The organism is Chitinophaga niastensis (assembly GCF_003014755.1).
GTDB classification, from domain to species: Bacteria; Bacteroidota; Bacteroidia; order Chitinophagales; family Chitinophagaceae; genus Chitinophaga; species Chitinophaga niastensis.
In genome coordinates, this window is sequence record NZ_PYAW01000004.1 from 372,454 (window position 1) to 390,403 (window position 17,950).

The window sequence follows — 17,950 nt, forward strand, 5'->3', positions numbered from 1 at the left end:
TACATTTATAGCCGATGTTCAGGTTGAATAATTAAAAGAAAATACCCTAAAAGCAATAGTTGTCTACAGTAAATAAAGCTATCAGGCCGATTGCCTGCATATGCCTGCCGATTAAATCAAACTTATTCCTAATGGTGAATTCCAGGTCTTTCCAGTGATTCAGGTTTGCTCGAAGGGTTATACGATTTGCTTAAAGATGATGGTCTAGTGTCTCAATCGTTGTTGTAACCAGTAAATATCAATTATCAATTATCCAATATTACAGCTTTCTGCTCAGCTCAATCTACATTAGCATTTTTTTAATCAAATTTTAATAAACCCGGAGCGGTAACTGCAACTCATATATAAGAGAAACAGAAATGCAGCAGTCGTCATCGGAAAAGCAGCTGAGGCCATTGAAATTAATGGCACATTCAATACGTTAACAATAGATAATAGTTCCCGCCCCAGTCTGGCACAATTTTATCATTTACTATATCTGAACAGGAAGCTTAAACCACCTGCAGCAGCTTAACTTCCATCAATTCATCATGTATACTCAAAACTAACAATCATGAAAACATTGAAATATTTTATCATCGCAGCAATCCTTATTTCCGGATTAAGTAGTTGCCTGGTTGTTCGCGACAGGCCGGGATATTGCCGCCCTCATCATCATCATTATTATCATGAACATGGATATTACAGGTAAACTGAATTTAGTTTATTAAGTGAGATAATAAAAAAGTTTGGAATCCTTACCTGATAGAATTTATAACTTTTATTCTTCCTGAAGAAGAATGTTTTATTACCCTGCCGGAGAAGTAACGTTGGTGGAATTATACAACAATCGGGGTAACTAAAAAAAGACAAGCTATAATCAGCAATGATTATTAGCTTGTCTTTATGGGTAGGGTTATTAATGTACTTCGCTTTTGTTTCGATACCATGGAAATGGCGCTGAAACCAGACAAAATGAATTGTTAATATTTGGGCTATTCTTGCGTATGTTTTCATCCTGTCTTAGATTGGGGGCGAAATGAGCACTTTTAATCTTTTACAAAAGACAACAATATTTACCCTATTAGTCCTGTTTAGCCTCGTAGCCAGCGGACAGGTGCGGATCAGCGGAACTGTATATGAACGTTCAGCGCGCTTCGGAATGCCTGGCGTGAGCGTTATGAGCACTTCCGGTGGCGGCACCATTACTGATTCTTCAGGACATTACAGCATTAAATTGCATACCACTGATTCCATTAGTTTTTCTTACCAGGGGAAAGCTACCATGAAATTCCCTGTAAAAGACATTCCTACCAACCGTCCCTTCGATATGAGCCTGCATGTAGATATCCAGGTATTACCAACAGTGGTGATATCCACGATGCGGCGCAGTTATCAATTGGATTCATTGAAAAACCGCGACGAGTACCGGAAAGTGTTTGATTATGAGCGGGATTATTTGTCGGGTGGCAGTGGTGGGGCCGGTGTGGGCGTTAACCTGGACCTGTTGTTCAGTATGAAAAAGGTCAAAAGGATGGAAGCTTTTAAACGTTACCTGGAGTGGGATGAACGCGATAAATATGTAGATCACCGGTTTAACAAGGAACTGATAAAGAAAATAACGGGTTTACAGTCGCCGGCCCTGGATAGCTTTATGATTGAATACAGACCCAGTTATGAAATGCTGCAGGGTTTCGAGAACGAATACGAATACTATAAATACATTCAGGAGGGGGGTAAATTCTTTTCCGAAAAATGGAGGAGGGAACATCCTGTCCAACCCTAAGGAAGCCGCTTTAAAATCAATCTAATCCAGCACAAACCGGTAGCCAATTCCTTTTATCGTTAATATTTGCAGGTTTTCATCCTCTTTCAGGCGCACGCGTAGCCGGGTAATGTACACATCAAGATTCCGGCTGTTGAAAAAAGAATCGTGGCCCCAAAGCAGGTCGAGTATATTTTTTCTGTCTATAATACCATTACGGTTTTCGTATAATAATTTGAGCAGTTCACTTTCCTTATACGACAGCTTTTTTTCTTCTCCTCCATTGGCCAGTATCTGACGGTTGGTATAAAACCGGAACTTGCCAATCCTGATGTGGTCTGCGGTTGGAGAGGGGGCACCTTCTGTTTTGCGCAATACATTATCAATGCGCACAATCAATTCTTCCATGCTGAAAGGCTTCCGGATATAATCATTGCCACCGAGTGTAAAACCTTTTACAAGGTCGGCGGTTTGTGTTTTGGCGGTCAGAAATAAGATGGGAACTTCGGCATTGAGGGCGCGTATTTCTTCGGCCACTTCAAAACCATCTTTATTGGGCAGCATTACATCCAGCACGCATACCGCCGGGTTTATCTGTTTGAACAGTGACAACACGTTAGCCCCGTCGCTCTCCAATATTACCTCAAAGCCCCGTCGCTGCAGGCTTTCTTTTACAATTTTGCCCAGGGATAATTCGTCTTCAACATATAGGATTTTAATGCTCATCTCAGCTGGTTTTAAATTTTACAATTCGCCTGTTTTTATCGTAATAAATGATCGGTGCTTCTGCAAAAGGAAGTTTAACGGAAAAAGTACTGCCTTCATTTAGTTCGCTTTCTACGGTTATAAAGCCCATATGACGTTGTACGATATGCGACACATAACTTAAACCAAGGCCATATCCTTTTATATTATGCCGGTTACCATTGGGTATGCGGAAGAACTTTTCAAATATTTTGTTTTTGTATTCTTTGGCAATACCTATCCCGTTGTCGGTTACGCATATTTCCAGGTATTGTTTATGATCAATGATATGAATAAGGATATTCGGGTCTTTAATACTGTACTTTAAAGCATTATCCAGCAGATTGTATAGCACACTTGTCATATGCAGTTTGTCTGCGGTAATGATAAAGTTGTTGCCGGTTGTTTTTAAAGTAGTGGCGGCATGTTGTTTTTCGAGCTGCAGCTTCATTGAAACCATTACACTTCTGGCCAGCTCCCTGATATCAAATTGTTCTTTATTCAAAGCGATCTCTCTGTTCTCAAACATGGACAGCTTTAAAACTTTATCCACCAATAATGACAGCCGCTGCATTTCATTGGCCGATATATCGAGGTATTCATTTGTTGTTTGCCGGTCTTCCAGCGCATCAAAACTCCTTAAGGCTTCGATGGCTACACTTACGGTGGCAATAGGCGTTTTCAGCTCATGGGTCATGTTACTGATAAAATCATTTTTAAGCTGCGCGAGCTTTTGTTGTTGTTGCAGGTTCCTGTATAGTAGTAAAAAAGATAATATGGTTACGCCAAGCAGGAGGACTGAAATAAGAATAGGCTGGCTGATGCGCTTCAACAGGTACCAGGTATTATTTTCAAATAAAACCTGGTACCTGACAGGTTTTGTAAAGCCAATGGTTACGATATTGGCGTCCAGATCTTCCTGGAATGGATCGAATGCTTTTATAGTTGTATCTGCAGGAAGAACATTGATAACAAAAGGCAGGTTGATCTTTTCCTTCTCTAATGCTTTACTATAGCGGTTGTAAATTTCTTTTACAGTGATGGAATCACGCAGTGAATCCACACCCGACAGGAAAGCGAAAACGCTTTCAGGAGGACCGCCCTTATTAACGGTGTATTGTACATTAAATGAATCCCTGGCTGCGCCCTGAGTATGACGGTTATTCACGGCAACAATCATGGTGTGCTGTACTGATGGCTTAGCAGTGGCAGCATCCCTCATTTTTTCCTGCAGTACATTTGATATGCCCATAACACCTTCCCGTTCCTGTATGCGGATATTGATGTTGGAATCCAGTTTTAGCTTGGCGGCCTGCAACCGGAAAACTGTTTCGCGGAAAAGTATATTGGTACGGGTAGCAAATAGTTTTTTTTCTTCATGATAATTTTTACTCAGCCAGTATGCCTGGAAAGCAGTGATCAGCATGATTGTCAGTACAATCAGGAAAACGGTAACTGGTATGGAAAGTTTATATCGCACCTGGTGAATTATATAGTTTGTATCGGCATTCCTATCTCAAATGTATCAATTCCTTTTTCCCCGGCACAGAAACATTAACCTTAATTAACATTAAATCAAGTCATGTTAACCTGTGTTCCGGCTGGAACCGAATAGCTTTATTATCTTAAAATATATACCATGAAGAAAATAATCTTTACACTTTCCCTGGGCATGCTGCTTTTTACTGCCAATGGTCAGCAAAAACAGGGGAAAGTATTATATGAACGCACTGTACAGATGCAGATGCGCATGCAAGGCATGGGTGATGAAGCAGCGCACCTCCTCCCACATACACGTAAGGATAAACTGGAAGTATTGTTTGATAACAACCAGTCCCTGCGTCGAACGGTAGAAGATGATGCACCCGATGAATTTTCTTCAGCCGAAGGCGGGATGCAGATACACATGGTGATGGCCGACGCCAATGACGTGACCTATACTAATTTCGCAACAGATCATGTAGTGGAGCAGCGTGAGTTTGGTGCAAAGAATTATATTATTGCAGACAGTATACATAAACTGAACTGGAAGCTGACCGGCGAAACAACTACCATTCTCAATTATCCCTGTCAACAGGCGATAACCCAGCGTATTGGTAAACGTATAGTGACCACTATGGACAATGGGGAGATGAAAAAACAGGAAGTAGCGGATACCTCTAATATCACGGTTTGGTTTACACCCTCCATTCCGGTACCGGCTGGTCCCGAATACCAGGGCCAGCTGCCGGGACTTATCCTGGGCATCGACATTAATGATAGCCGAAGTGTTTACAAGGCCATAGAGGTGTCTGCCCAGGCAGATCTATCTGCTATTAAGGAGCCTTCCAAAGGGAAAAAAGTAACCACCGCCGAATTTGCCAAAGAAAGAGATAAGTTGGTGGAAGAAATGCAACGCAATAATAGTGGCGGAAAAGGAAGATCAATACGTATCAGCCAGTAAATGGGCAGGCTCATTATTTAACCAGGTAAACAAGGATAAAATCAAATGGCTCCGGGAATAATATCCCGGAGCCATTTTGTTTCAAGCCAGCACCTGACATTTTTTTAATGTCGTATGATCTTGAGTCCACCGTCCGGGCTACCCTGTGAAAGACCGTTTTTACTCAGACTATAAGTAAAGCTCAGCAGGAAAAAACGTTGCAGATTTTTTACCCGGCTGTCTTCAATATAGTTTTGGTTAGTACTGCGGCTGATGCCTACATTTTCATTCAGCAGATCATAAACGCTCAGCTTCAGTTCTCCCCGGTTAAAGTGCAGGAACTGACGGCTAAAAGACGCATTACATAATGGCACCTTTGTATTAAAGCCATTCGCACGCTGGCTGTTAATAGTATAAGTAAAACTGGTGCTGAAATAAAAATTAGCCGGCAGCTGCCAGTTTATTGCTCCTTCATATTGCTGTGAAAAATAGCCGGTGTTAAGTGCAGCTTGCAGCGAATAAGCGGTTTTGTAATAATTAAATCCGGCACTGAGCGACAGATCTACTTTACTGGAAGGATTTATATCGAAACGTGCTGTGGGCCCCAGCGTGAAAGTACGGATGGTATTGGGTACGGCATTAATAAACTGTTTTGTTTTACTGTAGCCCACATTAGTGCTGAAGTTGACGGTACCTTTCAACAAACGGAGTGGTAACCCCAGGCTGATATTACCGGTCATATTGTATGCACCGTTGATATTTACCGGGCGGGTATGTTTAACGCCGAGGGTATCCACTACATCGTCATCCACGATTTTATTTTGTGTTTCCTGCAGATCAAAAAAGGCGAACAGGTTTTTATTCCTGAAAGGATTAACGGAAATAAAGTTCAGCTGCACAGCATGTGTAAGCTCCTGTTTCAGATCAGGATTGCCTTCGCGGATATTCAGCGGGTCTGTTATATCGGGTACTGGCTGTAGCTGCGACATATTGGGCTGGTTGGTAATAGCAGCATAGTTGATATTGAGATTGCGGTAACGGGTAAAATCGTATTTAAACCGGAGAGATGGTAACAGGTTGTAAAACGTTTTATGAATAACCGAATCTTTGGTACCGGCAATGATCTTTCCTTTGAAGGCTGCCTGCTGCCAATTGAAACCTGCTGCCAGGCTGAATTTTTTCCGCTTTGTACGCAGACGTAGTCCTGCATTGGTGTACCCGTAGGTATTTTCAAAATTATTTGTCAGACGAGGGTTCAGTTGATCGAACTTGTCGTTTTGCTGGTTATAGTCATAGGTTATTTTATCGGAGGTAGTTTTTGTATTGCTGCTGCCCAGGCTGAATTCGAGTAAGGAGCGCCTGAACAAAGGCTCTGTATACACAGCGCGCACGGCATGGCTGTTAAGGTTGCCCGATATAGTGTTACGCTGATTGATAGAATCATAGTCAGGCTGGGATGGGTGGCGGTTGTAATAGTGATTAACGGAAAGCAGGCTGCCATTACTCTCACTGTTATTGGAGCTGGTTTGCAGGCCGAGTGAAAATGTTCTGCCTTTGCGGTGAAATTTTTTCCTGAACAACACATCATTACTAAAATTAGTACCATGGCCCAAAGAATAGTTATTGCTGAATCCCTGGTTGGCCGGTTGCTGATTTTCTGAAAGTGTTTCATAACTGCTATAGCCATTATTACGGGTTTCCTGGTGACCAATGGAAGATGATATTTTAACAGAATTAAATGAGTCAATGCGAATATCAGCGCTAAGATTGAGGCGATGACTATTGTAAAGGTTATCGCTGGTGGAATGCTGATTGTAGAAATAAGATGAGTCAGGGAGAAAATACTGACGCTGTACAACGCTTTCCTGGTAAGGGTTGTAGCGGTTGTAAAAATAGTTGCTGGTGAAGTTGGTTTTATTACCGATGATGTTGTTGTAGTTGATACCCCCGCCCCAGATGGTTTTAATGCCGTTACTGTTACCACTACCCATTAACGCGGCAACAGGATCATCTGCATTCAATGTGAAGCTGATATTTCCACTGCCGTTTTGCTGCATGCGGTTCAGCTCACCGGTAAAATTCATCAGGTCCATAAAAGAAAATCCTTCTGCATTGGTATTATTGACCATACCGATAGCAGACAGCTGCCTGGCACCTTTAAAGGAGTTTACATTAAAACGCCCCTCGTACCTGTTGTTAGTGCCTGCACCGGCAGTGGCTTTGCCAAACAGCCCTTTCTTTTTATCCTGTTTCAGTTTGAGGTTGATGGTCTTTTCGCTATTGCCATCATCAAATCCGGTCAACTGGGCAGCATCACTGAGTTTGTCGTATACCTGCACTTTGTCTACCGCATCGGCAGGCAGATTTTTGGTAGCAATTTTAGGGTCGGAACCAAAAAATTCTTTGCCATCTACCAGTATACGATTTATCTTTTGTCCCTGGGCTTTTACGGTACCGTTTTTATCTACCTGTATACCGGGCATTTTTTTTAGCAGTTGCTCTACATTGGCATTAGGCTGTGTTTTAAACGAACCGGCGTTATATTGAATGGTATCACCAATAAGCGTAACGGGTGGCGCTTCTGCAGTTACCACCACCTCATCCAGCGTTTTGGTCAGATCATGGAGTATGATGTTATTGAGGTTGGTGTTGGGTGTGGTAGGGCTGATCGTAACAAGCCGGCTGGCATTGTGATAATTTACATGGGTAATGAGCAGCCGGTATTCTCCGCCGGCGGCAATACCGGTAAGTTCAAAATATCCCTTGTTGTCGGTCATGGTAAAGGTGACCAGCGAGGAATCCTTTTTTTTCAAAAGTGTGATGGTAGCCGATGCAACGGGTTGCCTGCCGATGGTATCTAAAAGGGTACCTTTAATAGAGCCATTCTTTTGCGCGTGGGCGGCAAAAGCAAGACAGCAGGCTATCAGCAATAGGTAGATTTTTTGCATAGTGATCTTTTACTTTGTAAACCAATTACGAAAGTAGTTCCACCACCTGCAAAAACAGGTTAACAAGCCTTGCATTAATGTTAAGGAAGGTTAATAAAAAGAGGTTATTGTTAATTCCCCATATCCGAATTTAAAATAATCAGGAGAAACAGGATATACAAAAGGATTTTCAGCAATACCATGATTTAAGGAAAGCTTAATACCGGATATTCCATTTCCAAGGAGTTTAGTGGTATCTTTTAGTTTATCCACTCTTAAATCCAAAGTAGTATGAAACCCAAAATGAAAGCACTTATTTACCTGGCGTTTGCGTCAGCTATTTTTGCAGGTTGTAATAAGGACGCATTAGTTACACCTCCTCCCGAATCTGCTCAAAAAAATGTAAAAACAAATGGTGTCAGAACAGAAAGCACACAATTATTAGCAGAGGATTTTGAACAAGGCTCCAAGACCTCCTATGCCGCAGGAGATGTAGCCCTGACCAGTGGCTCCTGGAATCTTTCAGACGCCTTAATCGGTACACTCGCCAATGATCGTAAAGAAGGCGCTAAGTCCGTAAGAGTACGTAATAGCGGTATTGCCAGCATGAATTTTGACCTGAATGCCACCGGCAGTGTAACCGTTACCGTTAAGCATGCAGTGTATGGTACTGATGGCAATGGTAGCTGGGAGTTGTGGGCTTCTGCAAACCAGGGAGGTACCTACGTTAAAGTGGGGAATACCATTACGGCTGCTTCCACCACTTTACAAACAGCTTCCTTTTCCTACACCGCCAGTGGTAAAGTACGTTTTGATATCCGCAAAACGGATGGCGGCAGCAACCGTATCAACTTTGATACATTTGTAGTTACCGCAGGATCGGTTGATACTACCGGTACCGGCGGTGGTGGTGTTCCCGGTGATAACGATAATCTGCTGTTAGGTAATCCCAGCAATGCTTCCTCTTCCATTGTGCTGATAAATAATTACCTGATGGATAAAACCTATTTTAAACTTTCATATAGCCGTGATAAGGGGGAGCCCAATTGGGTAAGCTGGCATATAGGTGCTTCAGATCTGGGTAGTAATTCGCGTTCCAATAATTTCAGAGCCGATAATACTTTACCTGCCGGATGGTACCAGGTGTCTCAAACCAGCTATACTGGTAGTGGTTTTGACAGAGGTCATAACTGCCCGTCCGGTGATAGAACCGCAGACGCAACTGCCAATTCAACTACTTTCCTCATGACTAATATGATCCCTCAGGCGCCTAATAATAACCGGAATCTGTGGGCTAACCTGGAAAACTATATCCGTACACTGGTGACTGCCGGTAACGAAGTATACGTGGTAATGGGTAGTTATGGCAGTGGTGGTACCGGTAGCAACGGAAGTGCAGGTACAATTGATAATGGCAATGTGAATGTTCCCAGCAACATCTGGAAAGTAGTAGTAGTAATACCTAATGGTAATAACGACCTGTCGCGTATCACTACCACCACCAGGGTGATAGCTGTAAATACACCTAATGATAACAGTGTAAGCGCTGATTGGAAATCTTATCTTACTTCTGTTAATAACATTGAATCTGCTACCAATTATACCCTTTTGTCAAATGTTCCGGCTAATATAGCCAGTGTACTGAAATCGAAAGTAGATAGCGGAAATTAATGAAGAAGGCCGGCAATTATTGTATTGCCGGCCTTTTAGTTTTTATATCATCAACAGATATCAGGTTTCAATAGCCAGTGTTTTTATTACACTACATTCATTATCTGCAGTAATACCAATGATACAGATATTCACTTCTGCACCAATTGTTACGCGGGAAACCCATCGCTCAGGAAAAGTTGATTGTACAAATGCATAGAGCTGTTCATATTTTTTGCCTAATCCGGCAGATACACTATCTCCGCCATTTATCAGGTTACTGATTGTTTCTTCAAAAAAAATATCTGCATCTTCTTTTACAACAGCTCCGTCAAATGGAATGGATGTTTCCTGTGATACAGTACTGTACAATGCTGCATCATCAGTATAAGTACCCAGGTTTAGCAGCTCCAGCGGATATTCAGATTCGCTGATGTACAGCATGTCCTGTAGTAGTGGTTCAAGTTGATCTCTAACAGCAATTTGCATGGTTCATACAATTAAAGATGATATAATAATGTTCCTTGAAAAAACGCAGTAATCCTGCCTGGAATAAATATACCTGAAATTCATAAATAGGGGACACTATGCTGCATGAATGCTATGTTAAGGTTTTTTTGAGAGAAAAACGGCTGGAAAAAACGTAAGCATTATGCGGGCCAATTGCCTTGCAGATGTGGGCCACCGGCTGTTCGTCTTGTCAAATTCTCTCTTGCCAATTCAACCAGGGCTTTTACAGTTTTAGAATTTGCTCTTATTCCAAATGTTTTGGAATAAGCCAGTAACTCATTAATTACCGGATCGTATTCTCTTGGTACCCCTGCGTAATTGAGACGCTGATGCATGTCGGCCCGCTGCAAAGCAGTTAGTGCACTGTCATTAGTTACAATATTTGTAAGTGTTTGTAAACGTGCATCAATAAGGTTGTATTGGGCCACTACATGATTTGGCGCTAATGGATTTGCGTGTACTATTTCTCCTCTTGCATTAGCTGCGTTTTCTGAGTAGGCCATATCAGCGGATATGTGTGTACGTTCATGCAGTGTAGCAATGTTAATCAATTCCGGGCTTGTACGGTCAAGGCCAAGTGGATTAGCATTATTCATATCTATATGATATGTTCTGAGCGCCTGGGCTGCATTGGGATTATCGGCTACGGCTTCACTGGGTGTTGCAACATTATTTGTTGCCGTAATAACCTGGGGTGCCTGTTCATTATGAATATCTGCGAGCGTATTCTCCCGCCGCCTGTGACGATAATACCGGTAAAGACCATACCCTAAGGCACCAACACCTGTTAACATCCCGAGTCCGAATCCCAGGTTTTTTAGAAAGCTGCCCTGAAGAACGGGAGCGTTACTTGCAACAGGACCAGTCGCAGTATTATGCTCATGCAGGTTTTTATTCAAGGCTTCCTTTTTTATGCCGGGCAGCGAGGCATTATCGTTTTTTTGCTGAACGGTTTCAATTTCTTCCGGTGCATCTTTCCGCTGCAATATAGCGGGAGAAGGGGTATTGGCGATTTGCTGCATTTGCATCGCCCCTTTTGCATGAATGCTGTTATTGGCCATTTGGTGTATAGTCATCAGGTGTTTTACCTGTTGGCTGTTATTAGCGAACTCCTGCATTTTGCGTTGGGCAATGGCTGCTGGCCGGTTATCTGCAAAATGAAAGGCCGCACTGCTATGGCTTTGCTTTTTAGCAGTACCATCAGTTACTGTATTATTTTTGTTTTCCCTGGTTTCGTTTGCAGTTGATAACATAACTTATATCATTTGCAATGTACTAATATAAGTATAAGTTAAAACCAATTTTGATAACTTTCATACTGCTACCCTTCATCTCCTTTACAAGGAGGAGTGAAGGGTAGCAGTATGAAAGTCTATTTGATGTAAGTGGTAGTTGCTGCTAAAAACGTTGCAGGCGATATGGCATGCATAATCGGGAAAATCGTCTACACGCAGTAGATACCATTTTTGATTATTAAAATCTACTTCCTTTCTGTTGGCAGTATTGAGTGCTGAAAGCGCTACTGATATGCCTATCCCGTCTGCTTTCAGAATAGCTTCTTTGCTGCTCCAATAATCATAGAAGGAATCTGTCGCCGGTTGTGATTGGGTAATAATGCTCCATTCTTCCGGTGAAAATTGATTATTGAAATCAGTGATATCTATCGGTTTCTTTTCCTCTATATCAATCCCTATCCGGCCATCATTACTTATTACACAAACGACCAATGTGCCGGAATGGGAGATATTAAAATCTGCATTATTTGCTATGAACGGGCGATCGTATTGTGTGTACTGAAGATCATTCAGACTAATGTCATAGCCCAAATCAGACATAGCATGCAATAAAAGGTGCTTCCCCAGTAAGGAAGCATGCGCATCCTGCCATCTTTTGAATTTAACCACCCGCTCTTTTATTTTATCCGGCATTTTATTTAATAGATATAAAAATTGTTGTGCAGGAAGAGGTGTGTCAAACCGGCTATAGTATAATAAATGTGACATGTGAACAATATTACGAAACGGCACCCGGATTTATTACTGCGTAAACTGCATTTCGCTTAAATTTTTATAGAGCCCATCGTTTACATTTACCAGTTCTTTATGGGTACCTTCTTCCACAATAGCACCTTTATCCAGTACAATAATTTTATCTGCCTGGCGTATGGTAGCTAATCGATGTGCAATGACGATCGAAGTACGGCCTTCCATCAGTTTATTCAGGGCATCCTGTACCAGTCTTTCTGATTCAGCATCCAATGCAGAAGTAGCTTCATCCAATATCAGGATGCGGGGAGCCTTGAGCACGGCACGGGCGATGGCTATGCGTTGCCGCTGGCCACCGGACAACTGAATGCCGCGTTCTCCTACAATGGTCTGGAGTCCAAGGGGGAACCGTTGAATAAATTCCCAGGCATTCGCTTTTTTGGCTGCTTCGATCAGTTCTTCTTCGGAGGTATCCTGTTTACCATAAGCAATATTTTCGCCGATAGTACCGCCAAACAAAAAGACATCCTGTGGTACTACTGCCATTTGAGCGCGTAGTGCGGATAAAGGAATAATATGGTTTTCTTTTTGGTCAAACAGGATATGGCCACCTACAGGATTATACAGGCGCAGGAGCAATGATACAATGGTACTTTTACCGGCTCCGCTGGGCCCTACCAGCGCTACTTTCTGGTTGGCAGCAACATCAAAGGACATGCCCTGCAACACAGGTGTGTCTTCGCGGGAAGGATAATGGAAAGAAATATTTTTAAAACTGATATCACCGTGCAGCAGATGTTCAGGGGCAATTAAAGCAGCATTGGTAATTGGTTCGGCAGGTTCATCCAGTATTTGAAACAGGTTTTCTGTGGCGCCGATACTCTTTTGTAAAGAGGTATATATTTCTGCCAGTCCGCCAATGGAGCTGCCAATGAAAACAGAATAAAGTACAAATGAAAACAGTTTACCTGTATCCAGGCCTATAACGGCGCCTCTCCATATGACGGCTACCAGTGCGCCAAATATGCCCATAATAATGAAAGAAGAAAAGGCGCCCCGGTATTTTCCGCCCTTCATACCTATCCGCGCAGCTTCGTTGGTGCGATCCCGGTAGCGTTTCATTTCAAAAAATTCATTGGCAAAAGCTTTTACACTGAATATACCCTGCAGTGTTTCTTCTACAACAGTATTGGAAAAGGCCATCTGGTTCTGTACATCTTTGGCGAAATGACGAATGAAACGACCAAAAATAACTGCGATAATCACCATTACCGGCAGGATAGCCAACATGAACCCGGTAAGGCTGATGGAGGTCATCATTAATAAGGTGAGGCCACCTACAATGATGATTATTTGTCGTACAAATTCTGCCAGCGTGGTGGTAAAAGTTTCCTGCAGTAAGGTGATGTCTGATGATATTCTGCTGCTTAATTCACCCACGCGCCTGGTCAGGAAGAAGTTCATGGGCAGCTGTATCAGGTGATTGTAAATAGTTTGCCGGAGCGTTGCCAGCGTTTTTTCAGATACATTTACAAACAACATAATCCGGAAAAAAGAGAAGGCAGATTGTGCAGTAAGGACACCTAATAATGACAGCCCAATAAGATTAATCGTTTTGGAAGAATGATCCTGTTTGCTGACATCTATTAATTGCCCCAGTAGTTTTGGAAATGCCAGGCCTGCCAGGCTGGATAATAATAAAAAGAACATGCCCGCACTGAACTCGGGCCAGTGTGGCTGTAAATATTTAAACAAACGCCATGTTTGTTTTATGGAAGTGGCAGACTGCGCTTTTTTAGCAGCTGGCTCATGAGGGAGGGTTTTCATTTCGAAATATTGGGAGTTTTACAATAAGGGTTTACTTGTTTGTTTAACCTTATGCTGTGTTATTAAATACTACAGCGGTTCTTGGCTAATCAGTGAATGGAAATCGCATTGAAAAAAAACTTGGGTTTATTTTATAAAATAGATTGTTGGCGGTTAATTTCAGCAGTGATAAATCGCGTAGAACGTTGTAACATACGTTTTAGCAGTATACTGAAATGTAAATCATTTATTTTTTATTCAGAACAAATATATTGGATTTTAGGATTGATTGAGCAGATTGAATGAAGGAGTATGTTATCAGTTTATTAACTGGGAAAAGGAAATATTTTGTTTTACAACCGGGATCATGCGACTATTTTGCTTACTGGGCTTATATTTCAGTAAGTATACAAAGTACCCCCATTATTACTGGTTTTCTTGTTTCGATAACTCCATCTTGAGTATTTTATTTTGTTGAATTAAATATGTTTCCTAAATTCGATCATCTAAGGCCAATGGAGGAACATATTTAGTAGACAACGATCACCCTTAGAAGTAAATGAGCCCTCAGAAAATCAAAAACCCTAAGACGACGAAATCGACTCAAATTTAATTATGAAGAATCACTAGTACTATCCGATAGACAAAAAATTCCTTAATGCTACATTGGGTAGTTCTGTTAGCCAATTGTGTCTTTCAATCAGGTAAGTAAGGTTATAGTTTTATAATTAATGTGGCGGAAATGGAGCCACATTAGCGACAGCTATGGTTTGTCTGGTTATTTTTGTTTTTTTGAACATAAATAATTAGGATTACTAACTGACAGGTGTCGGTTTTCGGGTAAATAATGTCTTCTTGAACCTATGTTTTTTTATTACGGGTACATATTTATTAAATATCCTAGAAATTTCCTGAAATGAGTGCTCTCATCACTGGGTGGTATGTAATATATACAAGGCCACGACACGAAAAAAAAGTTGCTATTCAATTATCAGACGCAAACATTGCTTATTTTTTACCCACAACAAGAACGTTACGTATATGGAAAGACAGAAAAAAATATGTTGATACACCATTATTCCCCTCTTATGTTTTTATTTACCTGGAAGATATGGAAACATATTACAGTGTACTTACCCTTGATGGCGTACTTTATTATGTCAGAGCAGGTAAGGAAGTTGTAAAGGTAAATGAGAATGTTATTCATAATATCTGCCTGGTAATGAAGGAGGTGAATGATACCGACATAGAAGTTTCTGATGATTATTTCCTTCCCGGCAAACAGGTAATGATCAAAGACGGCGTACTATGTGGACTTATAGGCGAAGTGGTGGAGGTAAAAGGAGAGCAGAAAATCTTAATAAGGGTAAATATGCTGCGGAAAAATATACTGATCACACTGTCCTGTGAGTATCTGTCAGCCATTGCCACCTAGGACGTATTTTTCATTTGTTATGAACCATATCATAAGCAGTTGTTTGTTTCACAGTAAATGAAAACCCATTGTGGCATTCACGCTATTTTTACCGGTATCATTCATTTCAATACCGGTTAATCCACCTGTAATTTGCTGGATTGTTTATGGAACCTACTTAGCCGGATGTTAATCATCGGCTTAACGTGCACGAATTGTTTGTAAGTATGTTTCTATAAGCAAACTATTTCCTGCTCATTTTCGTATAGCCTAAAACGTTATATGATAATGTTTAAGCAATAGCTGTTTTATACCGGTACAGTATATACCGTTAAGGGGGAAATTATTTCAATAACTATATAGCGCTGTCACCAGTGCACAAATGTTTTTATATGATGGAGAAAATAAACCTTTTTTGTTTGCCATTCGCCGGGGGAAGCAGGTATTCCTACCGGTTGTATGAAGACAATATGCCATCCTTCATTAATATTATTCCCCTGGAATATCCTGGGAGAGGTGCAAGAATGAGGGAGCCATTAATGGATAATATTGATCAGATACTGCATGATTTATATCAACAGGTGAAGGATAAACTGGATCAGAGCTATGCCTTCTATGGCCATAGTATGGGTGGATTAATGTCTTGCCTCCTGGCCCGGAAAGTGATAGAAAATAAAAAGACGCCACCGCTGCATCTTTTTATAACAGGTACCACCGGCCCTGCAGCACTGTCAAGAACAGAAAAGAAAAGACATCTGCTCGATAAAAAAGCATTCATCGAAGAAGTGAGGAACCTGAACGGCAGCCCGGATGAGATACTGCAAAATGATGAATTGCTTGACTATATAGAACCTATTCTGCGGGCCGATTTTAAAGTGACAGAAAACTATGTGTATGCTGCCAATGAATCCCTGAATGTTCCTATGACAGTTATTACAGGAACGAAAGAAGATATGAAGATAGAAGATGTTTATCTGTGGCAAAAAGAAACGAAAATAGCCGTTGACTTCAGACGCATGCCCGGACACCATTTTTTTATTTATAAATACCCTTACGAAATAATTCAAATCATTGCCAAAAAATTAGTTGTTCATTCCAAATCGTATTAATCATGAGTGAAAAAAAAGTATATCTGAAACCCAACGTAGTATTGGAACCCTTGTTTGACAGATGGTATGCCTGGAGCCATTTAATTTCTCCGGTTACTGCCGCTATGAATACCATTGGACGGCATTTGACCATCATGGACTCTTACCTGGATGATCCCAGTATCCATGCGGAAGCAGTGATAAACCCTAAAATGAAAGGCGGCCCCTTTATGGATTTTGGTGGTGGCAGAGTAGAAGAGGTAGAAGCATTAAAAAATACGATATTAAAACGCCAGGAGAAAGTAATTCAGTTTGCCAAAGCAGCAAAAGAACTGGATAAAATATTGCTGGCGGAAGCAAAAGGCTTCGGACTGGAAACACTGTATGAAAAAGTGCCTGATATCTTAAAAGGGTACGTGGAACTTTTTTATGACCGTAATAACAATGCTGATTTCCGTTTCTTCGAATCCTTGTTATACAAAAGTGAATTTTATAATAAAAGTGCACAGAGCATCGCTTTATGGATCACTGATAATGATCACCGGCCTTTTTGTTTAAGCACGCCCCGCCTGAATGAACCGGAAGTATTGCACCTGGATATTCCCTTTGAACATGCCGGTATTGATGAATTATCCCGGATGAAAAGAACACCCCGTGCGCTGTCTGAAATAAAACAAGCATTGGGAATACCCGCGGAACAGGAAGTTTTGTTTGAAACATTTTTTACTGAAACACCACCACCGGTATACAAAAAATATACAGGTGATAAGATCCGTATGCGGTATTTTGGACATGCGTGTATTTTGGTGGAAACAAAAGATGTAAGCATCCTGGTAGATCCCCTGATCAGTTATTACGGCTATGATACCGACATAGAACACTTCTCTGATGCAGATTTACCGGATACTATTGATTACGTACTGATCACGCATAACCACCAGGATCATATTCTGTTTGAAACCCTGTTGCCGTTGCGTCATAAGATAAAAAACCTGATTGTACCGCGCACCAATAGCGGTAAAATGGAAGATCCTGATCTGAAACAGATGTTCAATAACATTGGTTTCCGGAATGTGATTCCTATGGATGAAATGGAAACCATTGAGTTTGTGGATAGTACCATTACCGGATTACCTTTTACCGGTGAACACAGCGATCTGAATATCCTTACCAAATCATGTTACCTGGTGCAGATTAGCGGGTTTAAACTCTTGTTCCTGGCAGATTCCAGGATTGTAGAATCCGCACTCTATAAACATATTCACGGCCAGATTGGTGATGTGGACGTTTTGTTCCTCGGTATGGAATGTGATGGGGCACCGCTTACCTGGTTGTATGGTCCGTTGATCACTAAAAAGATCACAAGGGACCAGGACGGAAGCCGCAGGCTGGCCGGTTCAGACTGTGCCAAAGGAATGGCGCTGATAGATATTTTTAAACCGAAGGAAGCTTATGTATATGCCATGGGCATGGAGCCATGGCTGGAATTTATCAGCAGTATAAAATACACGGATGAATCCAACCCGATCATCCAATCCAATAAGCTGGTAGAACTTTGCCAGGAAAGAGGAATTATTGCAGAACGGTTATATGGAGAGAAAGAACTTTTATATGACAGAAAAGAAGAACTGGTAAGTGTACTGCAATAACACCCGGTTTT

14 protein-coding genes are annotated in these 17,950 nt (G+C 41.4%); 7 read left to right on the plus strand and 7 right to left on the minus strand.

Going from position 1 to position 17,950, the window contains the following annotated elements:
- Positions 1–553 precede the first annotated feature (553 nt).
- Both CLV51_RS29185 and CLV51_RS20340 read left to right on the plus strand, forming a co-directional pair.
- Positions 554–691 (plus strand): hypothetical protein, encoded by a 138-nt coding sequence (locus CLV51_RS29185; protein WP_158267080.1) that lies wholly within the window; start codon positions 554–556, stop codon positions 689–691.
- A 327-nt stretch (positions 692–1,018) separates the two neighbouring features.
- Positions 1,019–1,765: a peptidase associated/transthyretin-like domain-containing protein gene (locus CLV51_RS20340; protein ID WP_106529915.1), complete on the plus strand. Its 747-nt coding sequence runs from the start codon at positions 1,019–1,021 to the stop codon at positions 1,763–1,765.
- A gap of 21 nt (positions 1,766–1,786) precedes the next feature.
- Here the strand turns inward: CLV51_RS20340 and CLV51_RS20345 are convergent, their stop codons facing one another.
- The gene (locus CLV51_RS20345) at positions 1,787–2,470 is read right to left on the minus strand and encodes a response regulator transcription factor (protein WP_106529916.1); all 684 of its coding nucleotides are present in this window, start codon (positions 2,468–2,470) and stop codon (positions 1,787–1,789) included.
- 1 nt (position 2,471) lies between these two features.
- Entirely contained in the window at positions 2,472–3,968 is a 1,497-nt protein-coding gene (locus CLV51_RS20350) for a sensor histidine kinase (protein WP_106529917.1), read from the minus strand.
- Between the two features lie 159 nt (positions 3,969–4,127).
- On the opposite strand from CLV51_RS20350, the gene CLV51_RS20355 reads away from it, so the two are divergent.
- Positions 4,128–4,931 carry a GLPGLI family protein gene (locus CLV51_RS20355; RefSeq protein ID WP_106529918.1) on the plus strand — a complete coding sequence of 268 codons (804 nt, stop codon included), beginning with the start codon at positions 4,128–4,130 and terminating at the stop codon, positions 4,929–4,931.
- Between the two features lie 104 nt (positions 4,932–5,035).
- Here CLV51_RS20355 and CLV51_RS20360 read toward each other — a convergent pair whose 3' ends face one another.
- The gene (locus CLV51_RS20360) at positions 5,036–7,858 is read right to left on the minus strand and encodes an outer membrane beta-barrel family protein (RefSeq protein WP_106529919.1); all 2,823 of its coding nucleotides are present in this window, start codon (positions 7,856–7,858) and stop codon (positions 5,036–5,038) included.
- A gap of 270 nt (positions 7,859–8,128) precedes the next feature.
- On the opposite strand from CLV51_RS20360, the gene CLV51_RS20365 reads away from it, so the two are divergent.
- Entirely contained in the window at positions 8,129–9,508 is a 1,380-nt protein-coding gene (locus tag CLV51_RS20365; protein ID WP_106529920.1) for a DNA/RNA non-specific endonuclease, read from the plus strand.
- A 60-nt stretch (positions 9,509–9,568) separates the two neighbouring features.
- Here the strand turns inward: CLV51_RS20365 and CLV51_RS20370 are convergent, their stop codons facing one another.
- From CLV51_RS20370 to CLV51_RS20385, 4 genes are all read right to left on the minus strand, one after another.
- Complete coding sequence (locus CLV51_RS20370) at positions 9,569–9,976, minus strand: nuclease A inhibitor family protein (RefSeq protein WP_106529921.1); 408 nt, start codon at positions 9,974–9,976, stop codon at positions 9,569–9,571.
- A 161-nt stretch (positions 9,977–10,137) separates the two neighbouring features.
- On the minus strand, positions 10,138–11,250 hold the full coding sequence (locus tag CLV51_RS20375; protein WP_106529922.1) for a hypothetical protein: 1,113 nt from the start codon (positions 11,248–11,250) through the stop codon (positions 10,138–10,140).
- Positions 11,251–11,334: 84 nt separating this feature from the next.
- Positions 11,335–12,000, minus strand: coding sequence for a 4'-phosphopantetheinyl transferase family protein (locus CLV51_RS20380; RefSeq protein WP_106529923.1), 666 nt, complete (start codon positions 11,998–12,000; stop codon positions 11,335–11,337).
- A 33-nt stretch (positions 12,001–12,033) separates the two neighbouring features.
- The gene (locus CLV51_RS20385; protein ID WP_106529924.1) at positions 12,034–13,809 is read right to left on the minus strand and encodes an ABC transporter ATP-binding protein; all 1,776 of its coding nucleotides are present in this window, start codon (positions 13,807–13,809) and stop codon (positions 12,034–12,036) included.
- Positions 13,810–14,704: 895 nt separating this feature from the next.
- Between CLV51_RS20385 and CLV51_RS20395 the strand changes: the two genes are divergently transcribed.
- The 3 genes from CLV51_RS20395 to CLV51_RS20405 all read left to right on the plus strand — a co-directional run bounded on the left by CLV51_RS20395 (position 14,705) and on the right by CLV51_RS20405 (position 17,939).
- Positions 14,705–15,223 (plus strand): UpxY family transcription antiterminator, encoded by a 519-nt coding sequence (locus CLV51_RS20395; protein WP_106529926.1) that lies wholly within the window; start codon positions 14,705–14,707, stop codon positions 15,221–15,223.
- A gap of 371 nt (positions 15,224–15,594) precedes the next feature.
- Positions 15,595–16,311, plus strand: a complete 717-nt coding sequence (locus CLV51_RS20400) for a thioesterase II family protein (protein WP_106529927.1) — start codon at positions 15,595–15,597, stop codon at positions 16,309–16,311.
- Positions 16,312–16,313: 2 nt separating this feature from the next.
- A complete protein-coding gene (locus CLV51_RS20405) occupies positions 16,314–17,939 on the plus strand; it encodes an MBL fold metallo-hydrolase (protein WP_106529928.1) in 1,626 nt (541 codons plus the stop codon).
- Positions 17,940–17,950: the final 11 nt, after the last annotated feature.

Coding starts and splice junctions, on each gene's coding strand:
- CLV51_RS29185 (WP_158267080.1), top strand. CDS start 554: ATGAAAACATTGAAATATTTTATCATCGCAGCAATCCTTATTTCCGGA.
- CLV51_RS20340 (WP_106529915.1), top strand. CDS start 1,019: ATGAGCACTTTTAATCTTTTACAAAAGACAACAATATTTACCCTATTA.
- CLV51_RS20345 (WP_106529916.1), bottom strand. CDS start 2,470: ATGAGCATTAAAATCCTATATGTTGAAGACGAATTATCCCTGGGCAAA.
- CLV51_RS20355 (WP_106529918.1), top strand. CDS start 4,128: ATGAAGAAAATAATCTTTACACTTTCCCTGGGCATGCTGCTTTTTACT.
- CLV51_RS20360 (WP_106529919.1), bottom strand. CDS start 7,858: ATGCAAAAAATCTACCTATTGCTGATAGCCTGCTGTCTTGCTTTTGCC.
- CLV51_RS20365 (WP_106529920.1), top strand. CDS start 8,129: ATGAAACCCAAAATGAAAGCACTTATTTACCTGGCGTTTGCGTCAGCT.
- CLV51_RS20370 (WP_106529921.1), bottom strand. CDS start 9,976: ATGCAAATTGCTGTTAGAGATCAACTTGAACCACTACTACAGGACATG.
- CLV51_RS20375 (WP_106529922.1), bottom strand. CDS start 11,250: ATGTTATCAACTGCAAACGAAACCAGGGAAAACAAAAATAATACAGTA.
- CLV51_RS20380 (WP_106529923.1), bottom strand. CDS start 12,000: ATGTCACATTTATTATACTATAGCCGGTTTGACACACCTCTTCCTGCA.
- CLV51_RS20385 (WP_106529924.1), bottom strand. CDS start 13,809: ATGAAAACCCTCCCTCATGAGCCAGCTGCTAAAAAAGCGCAGTCTGCC.
- CLV51_RS20395 (WP_106529926.1), top strand. CDS start 14,705: ATGAGTGCTCTCATCACTGGGTGGTATGTAATATATACAAGGCCACGA.
- CLV51_RS20400 (WP_106529927.1), top strand. CDS start 15,595: ATGATGGAGAAAATAAACCTTTTTTGTTTGCCATTCGCCGGGGGAAGC.
- CLV51_RS20405 (WP_106529928.1), top strand. CDS start 16,314: ATGAGTGAAAAAAAAGTATATCTGAAACCCAACGTAGTATTGGAACCC.